The sequence below is a fragment of the Leucogemmata humicola genome (assembly GCF_055379415.1).
In genome coordinates this window covers 4,764,488-4,784,099 of sequence record NZ_AP040875.1, presented here as the reverse complement: position 1 = coordinate 4,784,099, position 19,612 = coordinate 4,764,488, and the positions used below count along the sequence as shown (strand labels likewise).

General features: G+C 63.3%; 15 protein-coding genes. 5 read left to right on the top strand and 10 right to left on the bottom strand.

Annotation, left to right across the window (positions count from 1 at the left end; translation table 11 throughout):
• Window positions 1-27: 27 nt before the first annotated feature.
• Window positions 28-1,947 carry a hypothetical protein gene (locus AC6H4Z_RS20485; protein ID WP_497543823.1) on the top strand — a complete coding sequence of 640 codons (1,920 nt, stop codon included), beginning with the start codon at window positions 28-30 and terminating at the stop codon, window positions 1,945-1,947.
• A 35-nt stretch (window positions 1,948-1,982) separates the two neighbouring features.
• Here AC6H4Z_RS20485 and AC6H4Z_RS20480 read toward each other — a convergent pair whose 3' ends face one another.
• Window positions 1,983-4,181: a methyl-accepting chemotaxis protein gene (locus AC6H4Z_RS20480; RefSeq protein WP_497543822.1), complete on the bottom strand. Its 2,199-nt coding sequence runs from the start codon at window positions 4,179-4,181 to the stop codon at window positions 1,983-1,985.
• A 58-nt stretch (window positions 4,182-4,239) separates the two neighbouring features.
• Between AC6H4Z_RS20480 and leuS the strand changes: the two genes are divergently transcribed.
• Window positions 4,240-6,747, top strand: a complete 2,508-nt coding sequence (leuS, locus tag AC6H4Z_RS20475) for a leucine--tRNA ligase (protein WP_497543821.1) — start codon at window positions 4,240-4,242, stop codon at window positions 6,745-6,747.
• Window positions 6,748-6,849: 102 nt separating this feature from the next.
• Here the strand turns inward: leuS and AC6H4Z_RS20470 are convergent, their stop codons facing one another.
• Window positions 6,850-7,974 carry a VIT1/CCC1 transporter family protein gene (locus tag AC6H4Z_RS20470; RefSeq protein ID WP_497543820.1) on the bottom strand — a complete coding sequence of 375 codons (1,125 nt, stop codon included), beginning with the start codon at window positions 7,972-7,974 and terminating at the stop codon, window positions 6,850-6,852.
• Window positions 7,975-8,089: 115 nt separating this feature from the next.
• Here AC6H4Z_RS20470 and AC6H4Z_RS20465 point away from each other — a divergent pair, with 115 nt between their 5' ends.
• Window positions 8,090-9,097 (top strand): PDZ domain-containing protein, encoded by a 1,008-nt coding sequence (locus AC6H4Z_RS20465; RefSeq protein WP_497543819.1) that lies wholly within the window; start codon window positions 8,090-8,092, stop codon window positions 9,095-9,097.
• Window positions 9,098-9,245: 148 nt separating this feature from the next.
• Here AC6H4Z_RS20465 and AC6H4Z_RS20460 read toward each other — a convergent pair whose 3' ends face one another.
• A complete protein-coding gene (locus AC6H4Z_RS20460; RefSeq protein ID WP_497543818.1) occupies window positions 9,246-11,330 on the bottom strand; it encodes a potassium transporter Kup in 2,085 nt (694 codons plus the stop codon).
• A 169-nt stretch (window positions 11,331-11,499) separates the two neighbouring features.
• Window positions 11,500-12,093, bottom strand: a complete 594-nt coding sequence (locus AC6H4Z_RS20455; RefSeq protein ID WP_497543817.1) for a PadR family transcriptional regulator — start codon at window positions 12,091-12,093, stop codon at window positions 11,500-11,502.
• Between the two features lie 156 nt (window positions 12,094-12,249).
• Here AC6H4Z_RS20455 and AC6H4Z_RS20450 point away from each other — a divergent pair, with 156 nt between their 5' ends.
• Window positions 12,250-12,447 (top strand): CsbD family protein, encoded by a 198-nt coding sequence (locus AC6H4Z_RS20450; RefSeq protein WP_497543816.1) that lies wholly within the window; start codon window positions 12,250-12,252, stop codon window positions 12,445-12,447.
• Between the two features lie 292 nt (window positions 12,448-12,739).
• Complete coding sequence (locus tag AC6H4Z_RS20445; protein ID WP_497543815.1) at window positions 12,740-13,459, top strand: energy transducer TonB; 720 nt, start codon at window positions 12,740-12,742, stop codon at window positions 13,457-13,459.
• A 101-nt stretch (window positions 13,460-13,560) separates the two neighbouring features.
• Here the strand turns inward: AC6H4Z_RS20445 and AC6H4Z_RS20440 are convergent, their stop codons facing one another.
• The 6 genes from AC6H4Z_RS20440 to AC6H4Z_RS20415 form a co-directional block, all read right to left on the bottom strand.
• A complete protein-coding gene (locus AC6H4Z_RS20440; RefSeq protein WP_497543814.1) occupies window positions 13,561-14,787 on the bottom strand; it encodes an ABC transporter permease in 1,227 nt (408 codons plus the stop codon).
• A gap of 4 nt (window positions 14,788-14,791) precedes the next feature.
• Entirely contained in the window at window positions 14,792-16,741 is a 1,950-nt protein-coding gene (locus AC6H4Z_RS20435) for an efflux RND transporter periplasmic adaptor subunit (RefSeq protein ID WP_497543813.1), read from the bottom strand.
• A 223-nt stretch (window positions 16,742-16,964) separates the two neighbouring features.
• Window positions 16,965-18,272 carry a TolC family protein gene (locus tag AC6H4Z_RS20430; protein ID WP_497543812.1) on the bottom strand — a complete coding sequence of 436 codons (1,308 nt, stop codon included), beginning with the start codon at window positions 18,270-18,272 and terminating at the stop codon, window positions 16,965-16,967.
• Entirely contained in the window at window positions 18,257-18,649 is a 393-nt protein-coding gene (locus AC6H4Z_RS20425; RefSeq protein WP_497543811.1) for a hypothetical protein, read from the bottom strand. The genes AC6H4Z_RS20430 and AC6H4Z_RS20425 overlap by 16 nt, the downstream gene beginning before the upstream one ends.
• Complete coding sequence (locus AC6H4Z_RS20420) at window positions 18,622-19,026, bottom strand: hypothetical protein (RefSeq protein ID WP_497543810.1); 405 nt, start codon at window positions 19,024-19,026, stop codon at window positions 18,622-18,624. The genes AC6H4Z_RS20425 and AC6H4Z_RS20420 overlap by 28 nt, the downstream gene beginning before the upstream one ends.
• Window positions 19,023-19,610, bottom strand: coding sequence for an RNA polymerase sigma factor (locus AC6H4Z_RS20415; RefSeq protein ID WP_497543809.1), 588 nt, complete (start codon window positions 19,608-19,610; stop codon window positions 19,023-19,025). Before AC6H4Z_RS20415 ends, AC6H4Z_RS20420 begins: the two co-directional genes overlap by 4 nt.
• Window positions 19,611-19,612: the final 2 nt, after the last annotated feature.

Sequence of the window (19,612 nt, the reverse complement as noted above, 5' to 3'; positions counted from 1 at the left end):
ACCAACGACCGGAGCAGCGCACCTAGCGTGGCGCGCCCGGTCCGAGTGATCGCGTGGGCGATCCTGCTCGCCCTCGCCGCGTTTCAGGCGTACGCACAGCGCTTCGTCATCAGTCCCGATGGCGTCTCCTATCTCGACCTCAGCGACGCTCTCATCACGGGACAATGGTCCCGTCTCGCCAATCTCTATTGGAGTCCGCTCTACCCGCTGCTGATCGGGGTAGGGCGGAGCATCGTGCACGCCGGTCCTGCCGCTGAAATCCCGGTGATTCACGCGGTGAACTTCGTGTGCTTCGTCGCGATGCTCGCGTCGTTCGAGTTTATGCTGACGGCGATCGCAGCATCCGGAGTGCGCGGCGCGGTGCTGTCAGGAAAATTTGGGGCGATCGTGGCGTACGCGCTGTTCGGCTTCTTCGCGTTCACCATGACGCCGCTCGAGCTGACGACACCGGATACGATCAACGCCGCCATGGCGTTCATCGCCTTCGGTGCGCTCCTGCGTTTGCGCGACACATCCCGTCACGGCGCACGCCACGCGATTGTCCTCGGCGTTGCGCTCGGCGTAGCGGCGCTGTCGAAGTCGTTCATGATCCCCTGGGCAGTCGTCGTATTCGGCACGCTGCTCGTTGCTACGCGCAAACAGGGACTCCGTCCGGCCGCGATCGCGATTGGCGTGTGGCTCGTATTCGTCGTGCCCTGGTCGACGGTGCTATCGATCAAAGCTGGCCGGCCGACGTTTGGCGATGCTGGCCGATTGACGTACGCGTGGTTCGTGAATGGCGAAGATCCGCCGTCGATTGGAGGCGTACCGCCCGGAGCACGGACCGCTCGCACCGAGATGATTCTGCCCGGCACAGGCATCTCCAACGACACCAACTACACGGATCCGATGTGGGCGGACCCGGCGCGCTGGAACGCGATGCTCGTTCCGCACGTGAGCCTCGTCGATCAGTACAAGACGCTCGTCGTCTTTCACGTGTTTTACGTGGAGAACCTGGCGCCACTGCTCTTTCTGATTTTCCTCATCGTGATCGCGCCCTCGGGGGCGCGTCGCGTCGCCTGGGATCGCGGCTGGATCATCTACGTGCCCGCGCTGCTCGGCCTCGCCGCGTACGCGATGGTCGTCGTGACGACGCGCTACGTCATGCCCTTCGTGCTCTCCGGAACGCTCATGCTTCTCGCGACGATTCCCATCGCGCGGCGCATGCGTCCCGTCCTCGCGCTCGTCGGTCTCGCCATTCCCGTCGTGCTCGAAGGCCTTCTGCCGAGGACGGTCGCTGGGCTGTCGCTCGTCACGTCGATCATCGGCGGAATGTTGGCGGCCGTACTGGTGTCCGCATCGCGCCCCGTCGTGTGGGGACTCATCGCCACAATTGCCATGGTTGCGACGCGCGTGCTATTTCCCGCATCACTCGTGACGTTGGTATGGGCCGGTGCCGGCGCGATGACGCTGCTCTTCTGGCGCACATCGCTTGCCGCGGTTCGATCGCATCGCACCGTCTGGTTTGCGCGGCGAGCCGAGTTGGCGCTCGCACTGCTGATCACTGCCGTACTTCTGTTCCGCGTCGGCATCCGTCTCAATCAGGACCGGACGGCGCTCGCGCAGGCTGCTCTGCCGAACTGGGGCAACGTTCCCATGAACATCGCGACAGAGCTCGCGTCGCAGGGCATCACGCCAGGAACACGGATTGCCGTCATTGGACCGCACGCCGAATCGTACTGGGCGCGAACGGCGCGCTTGCACATCGTCGCCAGCGTGCCGAGGAATCGTGTATCAGCGTTCTGGCAACTTTCAAAGGCGGCGCAGGACTCGCTCCTCGACGAATTCGCCGCGGCCGGCGCGACGTACGCCATCGCAACGCTCGGGGTTCCCGACGCACCGCCCGATTCGAGTTGGAAGGCGGTGAAGTTCCACGGACGCATTCGCCGACTGGGCGGAGCCCGATAGCAAAAGCGCACGCGATATCGCGTGCGCTTCGTTGATTACGCCTTGGCCGGGATGTAGCTGCCTGGCGGCATCGACATGATCACCTCGGGCGGAAGCCTTACCGGCGGACTCCCCGATGGCGACTCCGGCGGCGAACCGGACGTGCGTTCGAGTCTGAGGTTTGCTACGAGCTTGCCAAGTCGTTCTGCCGCACCAGCAAGTGTTCCAGCCGCAGCAGCGATTTCCTCGGTACTCGCGCTCTGTTCCTCGCTCGACGCAGCGACTTCCTGCATCGCTGCCGCAAATGCCTCGGTGCCAGTGGCGAGTGAGTCGAGTTTCGATCTGAGATCGCGCGACAACCCAGTCGTCGACATCGCGGCGCGCTGAATCGACGCGGTCCAGCCGTCTGCTTCCGCTACTGCTAGCTCGATCTGGCCGAACGAACGCGAGCCTTCCTCCGTCGCGCCGCGTACCGCCCGCACGGTGTCTACGGTGCGTTCGCTCGACACGCGCGACTCGGCAATTCCGTTGAGCACCCCGCTCACGACGCGCTCCGTGCGCTCCGCGGCTTCAGAAGACATTGCCGCAAGGCGACGCACTTCTTCGGCAACGACCGCGAAGCCGTGACCATGATCGCCCGCTCGTGCCGCCTCCATTGCCGCATTCAACGCGAGGAGCTTCGACTGACGCGCGAGCTTCTGAACGAGTGTCACGAAGCTCCGAACTTCTTCTGACGCCTGAGCCAGCTGGTCGATCGCCGCGGCGCTTGCTTCGACGTCGGCGCTCAGTGTCGCGAGCGATGCAGAACTGTCATCCAGACGCGATCGGTTGTCGAGTGCAAGTGCGCGCAGGTGCGCATTGCGTTCGACGCCTTCGCGAGCACCAGCATCGAGATCTGCCGCCACGCTCACGAGCTGCTCGGACGAAGTCGCCAACGTCTGAATCGTCTCGGCCATCACGTTCGACTGCTGGCTGAGATCCGACGCCGTGTGCGCGATTTGGCCAGCCGACGCCGCCATTTCTTCCGAGCTCGCGTTGATCTCCGCCGTCATGCTCGCGGTTTCCTGCGCCGACTCATTAAGCGCGCCGGCCAACCGTCGCAGTTCGCCGGTCATCGCGGCGACGGCGCGAGCCAGACGGCCAACTTCGTCATCCGATTCGAGGTGATTCACGCGCTTCGACAGATCGCCCGCGGCGACTGCCTCAGCTACCTCGGCCAACTCCTGGGCGGGGCCAGTGATGCGCCGGTGAATGAAGCGGCCGGCGACGATCAGCGAAACCATGATCAGCACGAGCATCAGACCAACGCCGCCAAGGAGCGCAGCGCGCGCGACGCTGTAGCCGCGCATCGCATCGCGTTCACTCATGTGAGCGATGAGTCGCCAGTGTCCAGCGTTCGCCAAACCCAACGACGCCCGGCGAACCGAAGCGTCGTCGCCATTGAAGTCGAATGCCGTATTCTGTTCGCGCCCAGATACCTGCGAGAACGCTGCGAACGGCTTGAAGCGCATCGCCGGCGCGGAGCTCGCGATCACCTTTCCGAGCGAGTCGATGAGGTCGACGCGAAGCATCGATCCGCCAGCGCTGCCCTGCATGAGCACCGAGTCTACCGTCGACAAACCGAACTTCACTTTCACGACGCCGATCTTGGTACCGTGATCGCGAATGATCCCGGCCAATTCCACGACCGTGCGCTGCGTTGCGGCATCGGCCGTTGCCTGCGCCGAGGTAATACCGTTGGCCCAGGCAGTCTGCCACCAGCCTTCATCGCTCTGCACGAAGTCCGACGACGGCGAGGTCGTCACTGCGTTGTATCCGTACTCGTCCGTCACCATGACTTCGGCGATGTCGAGCTTGGGAAGGAGATCGCCGAGGAAGGCTTTCGCGCCGCTGTCGACCTGCTGAGATCGCGTGACGCGGAACATCTCCTCCAGCTGTGGGATCGACAGCTTGGGGAGCCCGCGCTCGCGGGAGGCAGCGCTGCCTTTGTGCGCAGCCGCTATCACCGACGGCGAGGTGGCGATCAGTTCGACCTGTCGCGTGCGTTCGGCGAGAACGCGGTCCACGAGCTGTTTGGACAGCGACGCGGCGTTGACGATCCGTGCGTCCTCGTCGCCGGCCATGGACTTCTTGAGCATGACCAGCCCGGCGTAGGTCACCGCACCGAGAATGACCACGGCGGCAGCGCCCGCGAAGAAGACGAGGCGTTGACGGAGCGACTGCGCAGAGCGCAGGTCGCCGTCTTTGACGGACATGGGCGAGATAGGTGTACTGGGACGGAGGTTCATCGGCCGCTAGATTCCGTTAACTACCATGACAGAATCGACTCATCGAGCGCCGGCCGAAGAAACGGACGGCTACGATCCTGCCGCCATTGAACGGAAATGGCAGGAGAGGTGGGAGAAGCGGGGGACGAACCACACCGACCTCGCCGCCGGCGCGCGCCCGTACTACGCGTTGATGATGTTCCCATACCCGTCGGCTGAGGGGCTGCACGTTGGCAACCTCTTCGCCTTCACGGGGAGCGACATCTATGGACGATTCCAGCGGTTACAAGGGCACACGGTCTTTGAGCCGATGGGCTTCGACGCGTTCGGAATCCACTCCGAGAACTTCGCGCTGAAGATCGGTACCCACCCCGCCGACCTCATACCAAAGAACATCGACAACTTTCGGCGCCAGCTAAAGCGTTCTGGCCTGATGGTCGATTGGCGGCATGAGCTCTCCACGACTGATGCGAACTACTACAAGTGGACGCAGTGGGTCTTTTTAGAGCTCTATAAGCGCGGCCTGGCCTACAAAAAGCGCGCGGCGGTCAACTGGTGCCCGAACGACAAGACCGTGCTCGCCAACGAGCAGGTCATTGCCGGCGAATGCGAGCGCTGTGGCGCGCGCGTCGAGCAGCGGTTCCTCGAGCAATGGTTTTTCCGAATCACCGATTACGCAGCGCGCCTGTTGGCCAACCTGGACTGGCTCGACTGGTCGGACTCGACGAAACAGGCCCAGCGTAACTGGATCGGCCGCTCCGATGGCGCCGAGCTGACTTTCCGCGTTCAAGATCTGGAAGAGTTGGCCGGGTCGATCACGGCCGAAAGCGGACTGACGGGCGAGTTTACGGCGCAGACGACGGATATTCGTGTCTTCACCACGCGGCCGGACACGATTTTCGGGGCCACCTATCTGGTGCTGGCGCCCGAGCATCCGTTGGTCGATGCGCTCACGACTACCGAGTACCGATCGGACGTCGACGCGTATCGTGCGGCTACGGCCAAGCAGGACATCGTCACTCGCAAGGTGACGAAGGAGAAGACGGGCGTCTTCACCGGCGCGTTTGCGCTGAACCCGGCGACGCAGCAGCCGATTCCCATTTGGATCGCCGACTACGTGCTCATGGAGTACGGCACCGGCGCCATCATGGCGGTGCCGGGTCACGACGAGCGCGACTTCGAGTTTGCATCGGTGTTCGACCTGCCGATCGTGCGCGTAGTTGCCGCGGACGGCGTCGAGTCGCACGGCGTTCTCTCCGCGCCGTATACGGAAACCGAACGGGTTCACCTGGTGAACTCCGGTCAGTTCAATGGCCTGCCGATCGACGAGGCGACGCGACGCATCGTGGCGTGGCTCGAGAAGAACGGGCATGCCAAGGGCGTGGTGAACTATCGCCTGCACGACTGGTGCATCTCTCGGCAGCGCTACTGGGGGCCGCCGATTCCGATCATCTACTGCGATAAGTGCGGTACGGTGCCGGTTCCGGAAAAGGATCTGCCGGTCGAACTGCCGTACGTCGAGGATTTCAAGCCCGACGACACCGGCATCTCGCCGCTGGCGCGCGTCGAATCGTGGTATCGCGTCGCGTGTCCGTCCTGCGGCGGCCAGGCGCGTCGTGAGACTGACGTATCGGACACGTTCCTCGACAGCGCGTGGTACTTCCTGCGCTATCCGAGTTCGGATTTCGACGATCGTCCGTTCGATCCCGAGATCACGAAGAAGTGGTTGCCAGTGCATTCGTACATCGGTGGCAACGAGCACGCGGTGTTGCACCTGCTGTATTCGCGTTTCGTGACGATGGTGCTGCACGACGCCGGGCATCTCGCGTTCGAAGAGCCATTCACACGCTTCCGCGCGCACGGGATGATCGTGCGCGAAGGTGCGAAGATGTCGAAGAGCCGCGGCAACGTGGTGAATCCCGACGAGTACGTCGATCGGTGGGGTGCCGACACGTTCCGCACGTACCTGATGTTCCTCGGACCGTACGAGGCTGGCGGCGATTTCCGCGATCAGAGTGTCGCTGGTGTGCGCCGGTTCCTCGACCGTCTCTGGTCGTCGGTGGCCGACGCGTCGACCGACGGCGAGCCGGACGCACAGGTGATGCGCAAGCTTCATCAAACCATCAAGAAGGTTTCGACGGACGTTCCGGCGCTGAGCTACAACACCGCGATTGCCGCGATGATGGAGTACCTGAACGTCGTTCGTCGAGGAGAGCGCACTGCGCATCGGGCCGAAGTCGAGCCGATCGTTCAGCTCGTGTCGCCTTTTGCGCCGCACATCGCCGAAGAGCTGTGGGAGCGACTCGGGCATTCGGAGAGCGTGTTCGACGCAGGCTGGCCGGCGTTCGATGACGCCCTCGCGGCCGAGGAAATGATGACGATTGCCGTGCAGGTTGGCGGCAAGACACGCGGAACGATTCAGTTGCCCGTCGGCAGCGGTCAGGACGAAGCGATGACTGCGGCCATGGCGGAGCCGACGATCGCGAAGTTCGTGACTGGCACGCCGAAGAAGGTGGTCTTCGTTCCTGGGCGATTGCTGAACGTCGTCGTGTAGGGCTAAGCACTGAAAGACAACGAACGCGGGGCGCGGCCAAAGGCCGCGCCCCGCTTTCCGATTATCTAGCGCTCAGTGCCTAGCGCCTAGTGTCAGCAGCCATCACCTGGCAATGAGATCGCCCACCAAATAGCCGACGAACGCGACGCCGAGTCCGACGACGAACATGTCGAGACCGGAGCGAAACACGCTGCGCCCCGTGAACACCGACCGTGCAGCGCCGACGACCCAGTGCGACAGCATCGAGATGACGAACGCAGTCACGATCGCTGTCTTTCCAGACCATATGAGAAATGGAAATACCGGGATCAACGCGCCGACGGCGGTTGCCAATCCGGTGATCCACGCTTCGCGCATTGGCGACATCTGCGGATCGCCGATGCCAAGCTCTTCCTGAACCTGCTCTTCGAGCATGCGTGCTGGGTCAGCCATGACTTCGGTGGCCAACGCGTGCGCCGACTCCGTCGACATGCCCTTTGCCTCGTAGATCAGCGCCAGCTCATCGCGCTCGATCTCTGGCATGAGTGCGATTTCGTCGCGCTCCATCGCAATCTCGTTGGCGTAGACCTCCTGCTCGCTCTTCGCCGCGAGATAACCACTCGATCCCATCGACAGCGCGTCGGCAATGAGGCCGGCCACGCCAGCAACGATCACCGTGTGGTGTGCCGTGTCGGCCGACGCACCGATTACGCCGGCAACGAGGCCGAAGTTCGCCGTCAACCCGTCGTTGAAACCATACACGACGTTCCGAAGGAAGCCGCCTGATTCAGCGCGGTGCCACGGTTCGCCCGTCTTTCCAGATATCTGATTGAGTGCCGTCGCGTGCTCGGCGGATTCGCGCGCGAGCGTGAGCGATTCGCTTGCACCCGGCGCACCGGACGCCGTACGCCGATGCATGTCCAGGTACCCTTTGACCTCGCGCCCTTCCTCGGCGAGCAGCATCGGCAATAGAAAGCCAGGACCGAATACGTTGCCGAGTCGCGCGAGAATGCGAGTGCGCGCGCTGGGACGAAAACGCCCCGGGTCGCGACCATGCGCGCGCAGGAGGCCGGCCCACACCTCGACGTGCCGGTCTTCGACCTCGGCGAGGCGTCGGTAGATGTCTTTCTTTTTCGCGTCGGGCTCGGCGTTGGACAGGAGCCGATACAGGTACGCGGCATCCGCCTCGTCCTGCCAATGGTGGGCGAAGGCGTGAAGATCGGGCGTCGAAGTGGGTGCGGGGGCCATCCGCGAAAGGTAGGCGAGCCGTCCAGCCGCTGATAGAGACGCGGCCGCGAGTAAACCCTCCGCCGCTGAACCGTGACTGATCTAGCGAACCCCACAACGGCATTACGAGGACCCTATGCGAATTCCGGCACTTCTTCCGACTGTGTTCATCGCGAGCGCTGCGGCGTCAGCGCTCAGCGCCCAGGAGCCGCGCATCACGCGCATCGGCCCCGGCACCATCGTCACGCCCGGCGCGCGGACGTACAGCGTCTACAGCGAAGAGCCGCGCGCGATCATCGGAGTTTCCACATCGAGCGGCTGGAACGCGCGCGATACGATCGGTGTGCTCGTCTCGAGCGTGCGCCAGGGCAGCCCCGCCGAGCGCGCGGGCATCGAAGAGGGCAATCGGATCGCATCGATCAATGGTGTGAGCCTCAAGCTGTCGCCCGCCGACGTCGGCGACGATCAGATGAGCGGCGTGATGACGCGACGCCTGTCGCGGGAGCTCGAGAAGCTGAAGCCGGGCGACGAAGTCGATCTCAAAGTCGTGGTGAACGGACAGACGAAGTCGCTCAAGGTGAAGACCGTCGCTCCGGCGGACCTGGTGGAGGCTCGAGTATCGAACCTGCGCAACGACGAACGCGCGACCCTCGGGGTCAACCTCGCCGTTACCGGGAGCAGTCGCGACACACTCGGCGTGTTCGTCATGTCGGTGGTCGACGACGGGCCAGCGGCGAAGGCCGGGATCGAAGAGGGGAGCCGCATTGCGTCAATCAACGGTGTGGACGTGCGCGGGCATCGGACCGATGACGACGACGACTACGTCTTCCGCACATCGCACGTCAGCCGGCTCGAGCGCGAAGTGTCGCGCGCCAAGCCCGGCGACGAGATCGATCTGCGCGTGTATTTCAACGGCCAGTATCGCAACGTGAAGGTCAAGACGGTTCGCTACAGCGATCTGCCGCGCAGAAAGTCCTCACTCACGGTCATCGGCGGCGACAATCTCATGATGCCAACGCTCGGCGGAATGGGCATGGGTGCCGGCACGGTGCGCATTGGCGACGACGTTCGCCGCGCGGTCGAGTCGGCGACTGCAGGAATGGGTCGAGCGTTCGGGCGATTCGGCGGTCGCGTGGACTGGTGATAGGCGCTGGGCGCAGGCACTAGGCGCTAGATTCGGAACTTGCTATGTAGATGAACGGCCCCGCTGAGATGCCTCCGCGGGGCCGTTCATCCAACAAGACATCATTCCGATTCTCTAGCGCCCAGCACCTAGTGCCTAGCGCCTATTTTCAGAATTCTACCTGTGCTCCGAGTTCAACAACCCGGTTGGGCGGAATACCGAAGAACTCGGTTGCCGATCGCGCGTTGCGCGACATGAGCACGAAGAGCTTCTTGCGCCAACGCGCCATGTGCGGGAGCACCACATCTTCTGGCGCGCGTCGCGTTCCCGGCCGAGCCTCACCGTCGCCGATGATGATACGCTCACGGCCGAGGTAGAAGGTCGTTTCGTTGGGCTTCGCCTTTACGCCCGATTCCCGGGCCCATTGCAGAATCTCCGGCACGTTCGGCGATTCCATGAAGCCGTAGCGCGCCGTGACGCGATAGAAGCCGTGCTCCAGCTTCTCGACCGTCACGCGCTCCGAGGCTTTGACTTCGGGCACCTCGCGCGTCACAACCGACATCAGGATCACCTGCTCGTGCAGCACCTTGTTGTGCTTGAGGTGATGCAGAAGCACGACGGGCACGCCATCGTTTGATGAGGTCATGAACACTGCGGTGCCCGGAACTCGAACAGGCTTGCGACGCGAAACGTCGCCAAGGAACAGATCGAGTGGGAGCGAACCGGAATGGAGCGCGTGGTTGAGCAGGTGGCGCCCCTTCTTCCACGTGCTCATGAGCGTGAAGACAACGGCCGCGATGACGATCGGTACCCAGCCGCCATGTTCGATCTTGATGACGTTCGCCGAGAACAGCGTGAGATCGATCGCCAGGAACGCGAGCGTCAGCGGCAGAATGTGCCAGAGGGACCAATTCCACCGGCCGCGCGCTACGACGTAGAAGAGCAGCGATGTGATCGCCATCGTGCCGGTCACGGCAATGCCGTAGGCGGCGCCAAGCGAGTTGGAGTTCTTGAATGCAAGAACGAGAAATACGCAGCCGATCGCCAGCAGGCGATTGATCTCGGGAATGAAGATCTGCCCAGCCTCGTTCGCCGACGTGTGCACCACGGTGATGCGTGGCGAATAGCCGAGCTGCACGGCCTGCTGCGTCAGCGAGAAGGCGCCGGAGATCAAAGCCTGCGACGCGATCACCGCGGCCATCGCGGCGAGCACGACGAGCGGCACCAACATCACGCGTGGCGCGAGCAGGAAGAACGGATTGGAGGTCGCTTCTGGGTTGCGAAGTAGCAGGGCGCCCTGGCCGAGGTAGTTCAGGATGAGGGCCGGCAGCACGAGCGAGAACCACGCGACGCGAATCGGGCGCTTCCCAAAGTGGCCCATGTCCGCGTACAGCGCCTCGGCGCCCGTGACCGCGAGGACGACAGCGCCGAGCGTCAGGAACGCTACGTGGCGGTTCGCGATGAAGAACGCCGCGCCATGCCACGGGTTCAGGGCTCCCAGAATCCTCGGCTCGTGAATCATCGACGCGACGCCGAGCACGGCGATCACGACGAACCACAGCGCCATGACCGGGCCGAACATGACGCCGACCTTCTTCGTGCCGAAGCGCTGGACGGCGAACAGCAGGAACAGAATCACGCACGAGAACGGAACGACGGCGCTATCGAACGCCGGGGTCACGATCTTGAGACCTTCGACGGCGCTGAGCACGGAGATGGCCGGCGTGATGATGCCGTCGCCGTACAGGAGCGCCGCTCCGAAGAGCGCGAGCGAAATGAGCAGGAAGCGCCGCTTCGAGTCGCTGGTGCGCCGTTCCTGTTGGAGGATGAGCGCCATCAGTGCGAGGATACCTCCCTCGCCCCGGTTGTCGGCGCGCATGATGAAGACGATGTACTTGACCGCCACGACGAGCACGAGGAGCCAGACGATCAGCGAAAGAACGCCGTAGACGTTCTCCGTCGTGGGTGCGATCGCGAACTCCTTCGACGTGAAGCACTGTTGCAGCGCGTACAGCGGACTGGTGCCGATGTCGCCGTAGACGATGCCGAGGGCCGTCAGTGAGAGGATGCCGAGGCGCCGTCCGGTGGGATGGGCTTCGACGTGCAATCGCTGCGGGAGCGCGGCGTGAAAGCCGCTTGTGCCGGTGGCGGAGGGCGGAAGTACCCCGGGGGGTCGATCGTCTGGGGTACGCGGCGCGTCGTCAGGCGGTTTGTCGCCTGACTGTTCGTTGACGCGTCGTGGTTGTGCGGTCATGTATGAGCTGCGGGCGGGCCCCGCCGAATTCCTGATGGTCCCGAACCAGACGAGCGTCGGGACTAATACGCAAAAATGGGTCGCGGAAACCCCGCGACCCATTCTTGAATCTAGTGCCTCTCCCTCAGGCGTCCAGCGGGCCCAGGGGGCTCAAGTGCCGCAGGGGCAACTACTTCGCCGCCTCTTCGATTTCGTCAGCCGCCCGCTGGATGATTTCTCGAATGCGCTGAATTCGTTCCTTGTCGTGAATATGCGACGTTGCTGTCTTGTAAGTGGCTTTAGCGAGCCGCTGGAACGATGCGTTCAGCTCCATCATCGGTGAGTCGGTGAATCCGGCTACGAAGCGCGCGATCCTGTCGAAGATGTCGTCCACCGTCGTGCTGTGCTCCGCGAGGTGCTTTCGACCTTCGTCCGTGATCTCGTAGATCTTCTTTCCGCCTTCCTCGGGCACCACTCGGGCGAAGCCGAGGTCCTCGAGCATGGTCAGGGTGGGGTAGACCGTGCCTGGGCTCGGTGCGTACGAGCCACCGAAGCGGCTCTCGAGCTCTTTGATGATCTCGTAGCCATGTCGCGGCTTCTCCTCGAGAAGGCGGAGGATGACGTACTTGAGATCCCCCTGTTCGAACAGGCGAGCGGCGCGTCCCCGCCAATGCGACCGGCCGCGCGGCGGGCCGCCCCAATCGCCAAATGAGTCCCAGCCCCAACGGCTGCGTCGGTCTGAACAGCCCTTGCCGTCGACCTCGAACATGAATGCGTTCCACATGACGTTATATCTCCGATATATCTAAGTCTGTGGCAGTAACGATATATCTGACGTTATATCGGCGCAAGGGGCACAACCGTTGCGCTTGTGTGGGCTGCAACACGAGAGAACGGACGGAAAGCGGTTTTCAGCGAGACTCACAGACGGAGGTAGCACATGGCAGACGATCTGGATCGCGACGGCGCCGAGAAGCAATTCAAGGGTTCGGCTCGCGAAATCGAAGGCAAGATCAGAGACAAAGTCGGCGGCCTGACCGGCGACAAGAGCGAGCAGCTCAAGGGCAAGGCTCAGCAGATCGGCGGCAAACTCGAGCGCAAGATCGGCGAGGCCGAGAGCGACTTGGCCGAGGACTAACACCGGGTCGATCCAGCGGCCGGACGGCTCACGCCGTCGGTTGCACGACGATCTGATGGCGCGACGATGGAGATCTACTCTCCGTCGTCGCGTTTTCGTTTTCCGGGCCGGAAATACGCGGGGCGTAATCGATTCCTAATCCTCGCGTCAGCACGGGCTCATTCATCGATCAAACTTTCCTCATCGAGACGTCACTACGCTCTCACCAGGTCGAAACGGCAGCGCAACCTGGACGTGGTACCGTGTGATCGAGCGAACAACTCGCTCCGCACACTCTTCCACGGAGGCGAACATGTTTGGAGTTCTTCTCGAATCACGCGCCCGACGCCAACGAAGAACGGGCGGCGCGTTGCTCAGCGCGGCGAGTCACCTCGCCATCGTCGGTACGGTAACCGTATTTACGGCGCGCGATCGCGCCCACGCGGCCGCACCGGAGAAGCCGACGGTCTATCACCTCGTGCTCCCCAAAGAGCCGCCTCCCTCAACACCAGCGCATGCTCGTGTGACGTCGAGTCCGAGCGAATCCAGAACCGCTTTCACCGCGCCAAGCACGCGCGTGATCGACGTTCCGGTGAACATTCCAGTTGGCCTTCCGACGATTCAGCCGGCGCTCGGCCCGTCGCTGGACAGTTTGATCCGGCTTGGCGGATCCGACGGAAGCCACGGCGGCGGGTCGGACCACCCAGGGGGCGGAAGTCTGTTGGTTCGCGACACGGACGGCAGCGAATGGAAGGGCAGCGAACTCCTGATGCGCATCGTCTCGAAATCGACGCCGCGCTATCCAGAAACACTCCGCCAAGCCGGCATCGGCGGCACAGTGCTCATTCGCTTCACCGTTGACACGCTTGGCCGCGTGGATCCCGCGAGCGTCACCGTGCTACAGGCAACGCACGAGCTCTTTGCCAATTCCGCGCGCGCCGCGCTCCTAGGCTTTCGCTTTCGCCCTTCCGAGGTCAATGGCCGTCGCGTTTCCGCCTTGGCCGAAATGCCCTTTGAATTCAGCGTCCGCTGATACTGAAAGCGAGATCGAGGTTGAACGCGCCGCAAAGGAAAACGGCACACCGAGTATTCTCGGTGTGCCGTTCGACGTTCAGCTTCTTGCCGCGCTCAGTCTTACTCGTACCGGAGCGCGGTGATTGGATCGAGCGTCGCAGCGCGACGTGCCGGCCATACACCAAAGGCCACACCGACGAAGGCAGAGAACGCAAACGCCATGACGATGGCGGTCGATGAGACCTGCGTCGACCATCCGGCCGTCTTGCTCATGATTACTGCACCGCCGGCGCCGAGCGCGATACCAACGACTCCGCCCAACACGCAGAGTACGACCGCTTCGATCAGGAACTGAAGCAGGATGTTGAAGCGTGTTGCGCCGAGCGCTTTGCGAATGCCGATCTCGCGAGTGCGTTCGGTGACCGACACGAGCATGATGTTCATGATGCCGATGCCTCCGACGAGCAGCGATACCGCCGCGATGCCGGACAACAGGTACGTCATGACCTGTGTCGTTTCCTGCGTTGTCGCCAGAATGTCGGACTGGTTGCGGATCTGGAAGTCATCCGGCAATCCTTGGCGAATACGATGCTGGCGGCGAAGAACGCGCTGAATGTCCGCCATCGCATCGGGAATCTTGTCTTCGCTCTCGGCCAATGCGCTGATCGACTGAAGACGATCCGATCCGTTCACGCGGAAGCGCGCCGTGTTGATCGGGACCAGCACTTCGTCGTCGGGATCCTGGAACGCGTTCGCCTGGCCCTTTGGTGCGAGCACGCCGATGACGGTGAACTGCGTGCCGCGAATGCGCACGTTTTCGCCGATCAACGCCTCGGGCGTCGTGACGCCGAGGTTCGTGACGACCGTGTTGCCGATGACGGCCACGCGCTGACGACCTTCGTCGTCCGCGGCGGTGAACATCTTGCCTGCCTTGAGCGAATACTTACGAACCTGCAGATAGTTCGGCGTGGTGCCAATGATCTGCGTGCTCGCGTTCTTGTTTCCCCACACGACCTGCTGTTGCGAGCGCATTTCCGGCTGCACGGCAAGCAGCGTTGTTGCGCGTTCATCGACGGCCTTCGCGTCGTCGATCACGAGGCGTTGCTGCGCACCGGCGATGGCGATACCTGCACCGCCACCGCGCTGCTGTCCTGGGCTCACCGTGAGAAGCGTGGTGCCGAGTGCCGCGATGCGTTCTTTCACCGCCTGCTGGGCGCCCGTACCGAGCGCCACGACCGCGATCACCGCTCCGACGCCGATCACGATGCCAAGCATCGTGAGCAGCGACCGAAGCTTGTTTGCCCGTAGCGCGCCTAAGGCGACGCTGATGATTTCTCCAATGAGCATTTGATCAGCCTCCGCGGCCGCCGCCGCGAGCACCACCGCCGCCTGGGGCGCCACCGGGGCCGCCAGGACCGCCGGGGCCCTGCTGTCCGCCGCCCAGCGGGCTGGCGTTCTGCCGCATGCGATCCTGCTGCTGCTGACGCTGCGCCTGCATCGCGAGCGCACCGAGCATCACCACGCGCTCACCTTCCTTGAGACCGCTGGTCACTTCGGTGTAGTCGAGGTTGCCCTGACCGAGCTGCACGAGGCGGGGATGGAAGACCGTCTTCGTGCTGTCGGAAACGAACACGAGACCGGCACGCGTGCGCTGCGGACGACCGCCCATTTCGGGCGACGGCGTCAACGAGCCGCCACGACCACCGCCCTGACCGAACTGACGTGCGCCCTGTCCACCGGCGCCCGCCTGACCAGCCGCGCCACCGGCGCGACGACGGCAGCCACCAGCGGTGCGCGGATCGATGTTCAGCGTCGTGTAGATCGCGCGCATCTGTTCGTTGATCGCCATCATTTCCGGGTTGCCGCGACCGCCGCCACCGCCACCACGTCGCGTTGTGTCGCCCGGGGCGCGATTGCCGCCAGCGCCGTCGCCGCCGCCACGACGGCGCGTGCTGTCGCCTGGCGCACGGTTGCCGCCGTTACCACCACCACCACCGCCGTTGCGATTGCCACCGCCGAAACCGGCCGGACGGAGTGCAGTCATTTTCGCCACGAGAGCGTCGAGCTGCTTCTTCTCTTTCGGATGCGCTTTCAGAACGTCATCGATCTTTTTGCAGTCGGCGTCGGTAACCTGCGGGCCGCCGCCGAAACCGCCCTGCTGGCCCTGCTGCATGATGCTGACTTCGCCGTTCGCGGTACCACCGCTTGCCGGAGGTGCTGCGCCTGCGCCGTTGCCACCACCATTTCCGCCACCGTTGCCACCGCGACGATTGCCGCCGCCAGCGCCATTACCGCCACCGCCAAACCCGCCGCGGTTGCCGTTGCCGCCGGTATAGCCCTGGGCCTTGAGGTCGCTCTGAATGCTATCCGCCACCAGACCGAGCATTGCGCCCGTGGCAACTGCCTCGCGCGGGTTCTTGATCGCGTCGTTCGGAATCGCCAGCACGCCGTCATGCTCGTCGATCAGCACCGCGATCGATCCATTCATGCCCGGCTTCAGGAGTCCTTCGCTGTTCTCGAGATTCACGAGCACCGGGAACATCGTGACGTTCTGCTGCACGACGGCCTGCGGTTCGATCTTCTCGACGGTGCCAGTGAAGCGACGATCCGGATACGCGTCGACAGTGACGTTCGCCGGCTCGCCCGGATGGATATTGCCGATGTCGCTCTCGTTGAACAGCGCGCGAATGCGCACCACACCGAGGTCGGCCATCTTGATGATCGTCGTGCCGCCGCTCACCGAGCCGTTGGCTGACGCGATGACGGTGCCTTCCGATACCGTCTTGTCGATGACGACGCCTTCGGACGGCGCCTTGATCGTCGCGTCTTCGAGCGACTGCTTGGCGAGGTCGAGGTTCGCGCGGTTCGTGACGACGTTGGACTTCGCCGTCTCGTAGTTCACCGCGATCTGCTCGAACTCTTGCGGTGTGATGACGCGCGCCTTGAACATTTCCTCATTACGCTTCTTGTCACTTTCAGTGACCGCGAGCTTGGCTTCGGCGGCGTCGAGCGACGCCTTGGCCTGATCGTACCTGTTCTGTACGTCGCGCGTGTCGATCTGAACGATCAAGTCGCCGGGGTTGAGGCGCGTGCCTGTTTCGACGGGCATCTTGGTGATGACACCAGATGCCTTCGATTTGACTTCAATGATGGCGATCGGCTCGATCACGCCATTGGCTTGCGCATCGATGATGATATCACGACGCGTAACGTTGGCGGTCTGCACGGTTGGCGCTTGGAGCTTGCGCGCGCAGGCTGCGGCGGCGAACAACAAAAGCGCCGCGCCGAGGGTTCGTCTCACGTGAGTTTCTCTCCTGAAATCGGCCTGGGGTGATGGCCGCGTGCTGGTCGGGCTGTCTGGGTATTGTACGCGCGGGGGGCGGGAACTGCTGGGGGTCCGAGAAGGCCTTTACGCTGGACGAAACCAGGGCCGCGCGGGCCAACGAACACCCTCATCATGGGGCAAAAAAAGAGGGGCGGGAAGAGTGTTCCCGCCCCTCGCATTACGGAACCTTACAGCCGGCTTACTGAAGGTCGCGGCCGATCACGGCCTCGATCTGTGCGCGCGCGTTGCGATAGTTCAGTCGCGCCTGAATGAGACCCTGGCGTGCGGCGACCAGATTCGACTGCGAGGTGAGCACGTCGAGGAAGGTACCGGCGCCGAGCGTGTAGCGCTGCTGGTTCACGCGGAGCGCTTCTTCGTTCGCGCGCACGCTGTTCTGCTGCACACGCACCTGCTCTTCCGCGTTGTGCATCAGGCCAAGCTGCGTGATGATCGTCTGCTGTGCGAAGAGCTTGTTGTCCTTGAGCGTTGCTTCCGCGTTCTCGAGGCTGATCTGTGCCGTCTGGATCGCGTTCTCGCGCTGATACCGATTGAAGATCGGGTAGCTCAGGTTGAAGCTGGCGCTGCGTTGATACGGATACGGATTGCTGTTGAAGCCGTAGAGCGAAGACGGTGCGTTGCCCGCGAGCCCAAGGTTTACGGACAGCGTGGGGAAGTAAGCGGTCTTGGCGGATTTGATCGATGCGTTGGACGACACGATCTGTGCTTCGTTCTGTCGGACGGCTGGACCAGCGAGCGCGAGACCCATCACCGCGGCACTGTCGACCGGCGCCATCGTGTGATCGAGCGTATCGGTGGGATTCGCGGTGATCATGTAGTTCGTGCCCGCCAATCGGGTCAGCGCGGCGTTCGCCGTCTTCAGGCTCTGTTGCGCGGTGAGAATCGCCAGCTGTGCATTCCCGACCTGCACGACGCTGTTGAGCGAATCCGCAATGTTGGCGGCGCCGGCGTTGACCTTGGCGACCGTCATCTCGAGCTGCTGCTTCGCGACAGCGAGTTGCGCCTGCGCGGCCGAAAACTGCTCGTTGGCCGCGAGGGCGGCGTTGTACTGCGTCTTGACCTGAAATGCGAGGCTGAATTCCGTCGTGACCTGCGACGCCTGCGCGGCATTGGCATCGGCCTGTCGAGCCTTGATGTCGGCGAACGTCTTGCCGCCGTCGAACAGCGTGATCTGCGAAGTGAGTCCGGTGCTGTACTGCCACGAGGGCGTATACGGCACGAGCGTACCGCTCTGACCGATACGGTCGCCTGCGCTGATGCTCTGCCCGGCCGACGCGGTGAGCGTGGGGTACAGGTTCGCGCGCGTTGACCGGATCAAATTGGACGCCGAACGAACGGAATTCGCCGCCGTGATAGCCGCGATGTTGTTCTGCTTGGCCAGCGAGACCGCTTCCGCCATCGAGATGGGACGGGCGGACGGATCAGCCACTACCTGCTGCGCACCCAAAACGGCAGGCGCCGCGAGCAATGGAATCAATTTCCTGAACATGTTCTCTTGGGCTCCTTGGCCTGCTCCGCCTGACGACGCGCGTCGTGTTCCTTTCTGCGCGAATCAAGCTGCGTCAATTGATCTTTCGTGAGGACCTGCTCGAGCTGCGTACGGAAGTTGGTGCGAATGGTGTCCAGCTTGGGACGCTGCGGCGACATCACGGCGCGCATCAGACAATCCTGCTGGAACATGAGCGAGTCGACCGCCACACGCTGCTGCTGCGAGAGGCCCAACTCGTCATAAAACTTGGGTCGTGGTGCGAACTGTGAGACGACCTTCTCGTGGCTCAGGTATCGATCTGCCGAAAATCCGAGCGCGCCACCCACGAGGGTGGCGCCGAGAAGGAACATCAGCGCTGTTTGCTTTGAGCGCTGCATGCGGGCTCCTGGGAAGAACATCCAAAGAGATAACGAATCCGCGCATCGCGGTCGTTATCCAACGCCGGCCGAATGGCCGTCGATACAGGTACGGATGGCGAGGACAACATGTTGTCCACCGCGATGTCCGCCTCGAGCTGCCGGGCGCGGAACATTGCGACGCCAGCGGCGAGCAACAGAACGGCCGCCGCGGCCACCGCGGGACGGATCCATCGATCAAGCTCGGTCCACCATCCCAATTCCACGTCGGCGACGCGAGCCATGATCCGAGATTCGAGCTCGTTCCAATACGCATCGCCCGCAGGGGCAGCGTACAGCGAGCGGAGCCCGCGTGCTACCTCTTCGTCGTCGTTTGAAAGCAGTCGAAAATCCGTCATAGGTCGCTCCGTACGTCTTTCAAAATGCGGCGCAACGCCGCACGAGCGTGATGCAAGTCCGATCGGGCCGTGCCCTCCGGTATACCCAGCATCTCGCCGATTTCTCCATGGGTAAATCCTTCTACATCGTGCAACACGATCACAGATCGTTGACGGTCGGTGAGCTTGGTCAGCGCCATGTTGAGGCGCCGGCGCAGCTCGTCCGATTCGCCAGGATCCCGAAACGGCATCGGAATCGTTTCCGGCAGTTCATCCGCATCGCGGACTTTCCGCCGCCGCACCAGGTCCAGCGACGCATTGGCCATGATGCGAAACAGCCACGCGCCGAACGGCTGATCCGGAAGGAAACGGTCGAGCGCCTTGAAGGCGTGGAGGAAACCCTCCTGAACCGCGTCCTCCGCGTCCTCGTGCGTGAGCACGATCGCGCGGCATACCGCGTAGGCCCGACGCTGATGCAGCCGCACGAGCGCGGCAAACGACTCGCCGCTTCCGCGCTGCGCCGCAATTACCAGCGCTCGTTCGTCCGGCTTTCCGTCAGTGAATGACGTCATGCCGAACGGCGGCGACAGGGTGGTTGCGGTCATCA

What these genes read in the sequence shown, in the direction of transcription:
- AC6H4Z_RS20455 (WP_497543817.1), bottom strand. Translation starts at nt 12,093, where the DNA reads ATGTGGAACGCATTCATGTTCGAGGTCGACGGCAAGGGCTGTTCAGAC.
- AC6H4Z_RS20415 (WP_497543809.1), bottom strand. Translation starts at nt 19,610, where the DNA reads ATGACCGCAACCACCCTGTCGCCGCCGTTCGGCATGACGTCATTCACT.
- AC6H4Z_RS20445 (WP_497543815.1), top strand. Translation starts at nt 12,740, where the DNA reads ATGTTTGGAGTTCTTCTCGAATCACGCGCCCGACGCCAACGAAGAACG.
- AC6H4Z_RS20480 (WP_497543822.1), bottom strand. Translation starts at nt 4,181, where the DNA reads ATGTCCGTCAAAGACGGCGACCTGCGCTCTGCGCAGTCGCTCCGTCAA.
- AC6H4Z_RS20450 (WP_497543816.1), top strand. Translation starts at nt 12,250, where the DNA reads ATGGCAGACGATCTGGATCGCGACGGCGCCGAGAAGCAATTCAAGGGT.
- AC6H4Z_RS20420 (WP_497543810.1), bottom strand. Translation starts at nt 19,026, where the DNA reads ATGACGGATTTTCGACTGCTTTCAAACGACGACGAAGAGGTAGCACGC.
- AC6H4Z_RS20470 (WP_497543820.1), bottom strand. Translation starts at nt 7,974, where the DNA reads ATGGCCCCCGCACCCACTTCGACGCCCGATCTTCACGCCTTCGCCCAC.
- AC6H4Z_RS20465 (WP_497543819.1), top strand. Translation starts at nt 8,090, where the DNA reads ATGCGAATTCCGGCACTTCTTCCGACTGTGTTCATCGCGAGCGCTGCG.
- AC6H4Z_RS20430 (WP_497543812.1), bottom strand. Translation starts at nt 18,272, where the DNA reads ATGTTCAGGAAATTGATTCCATTGCTCGCGGCGCCTGCCGTTTTGGGT.
- AC6H4Z_RS20440 (WP_497543814.1), bottom strand. Translation starts at nt 14,787, where the DNA reads ATGCTCATTGGAGAAATCATCAGCGTCGCCTTAGGCGCGCTACGGGCA.
- AC6H4Z_RS20425 (WP_497543811.1), bottom strand. Translation starts at nt 18,649, where the DNA reads ATGCAGCGCTCAAAGCAAACAGCGCTGATGTTCCTTCTCGGCGCCACC.
- AC6H4Z_RS20460 (WP_497543818.1), bottom strand. Translation starts at nt 11,330, where the DNA reads ATGACCGCACAACCACGACGCGTCAACGAACAGTCAGGCGACAAACCG.
- leuS (WP_497543821.1), top strand. Translation starts at nt 4,240, where the DNA reads ATGACAGAATCGACTCATCGAGCGCCGGCCGAAGAAACGGACGGCTAC.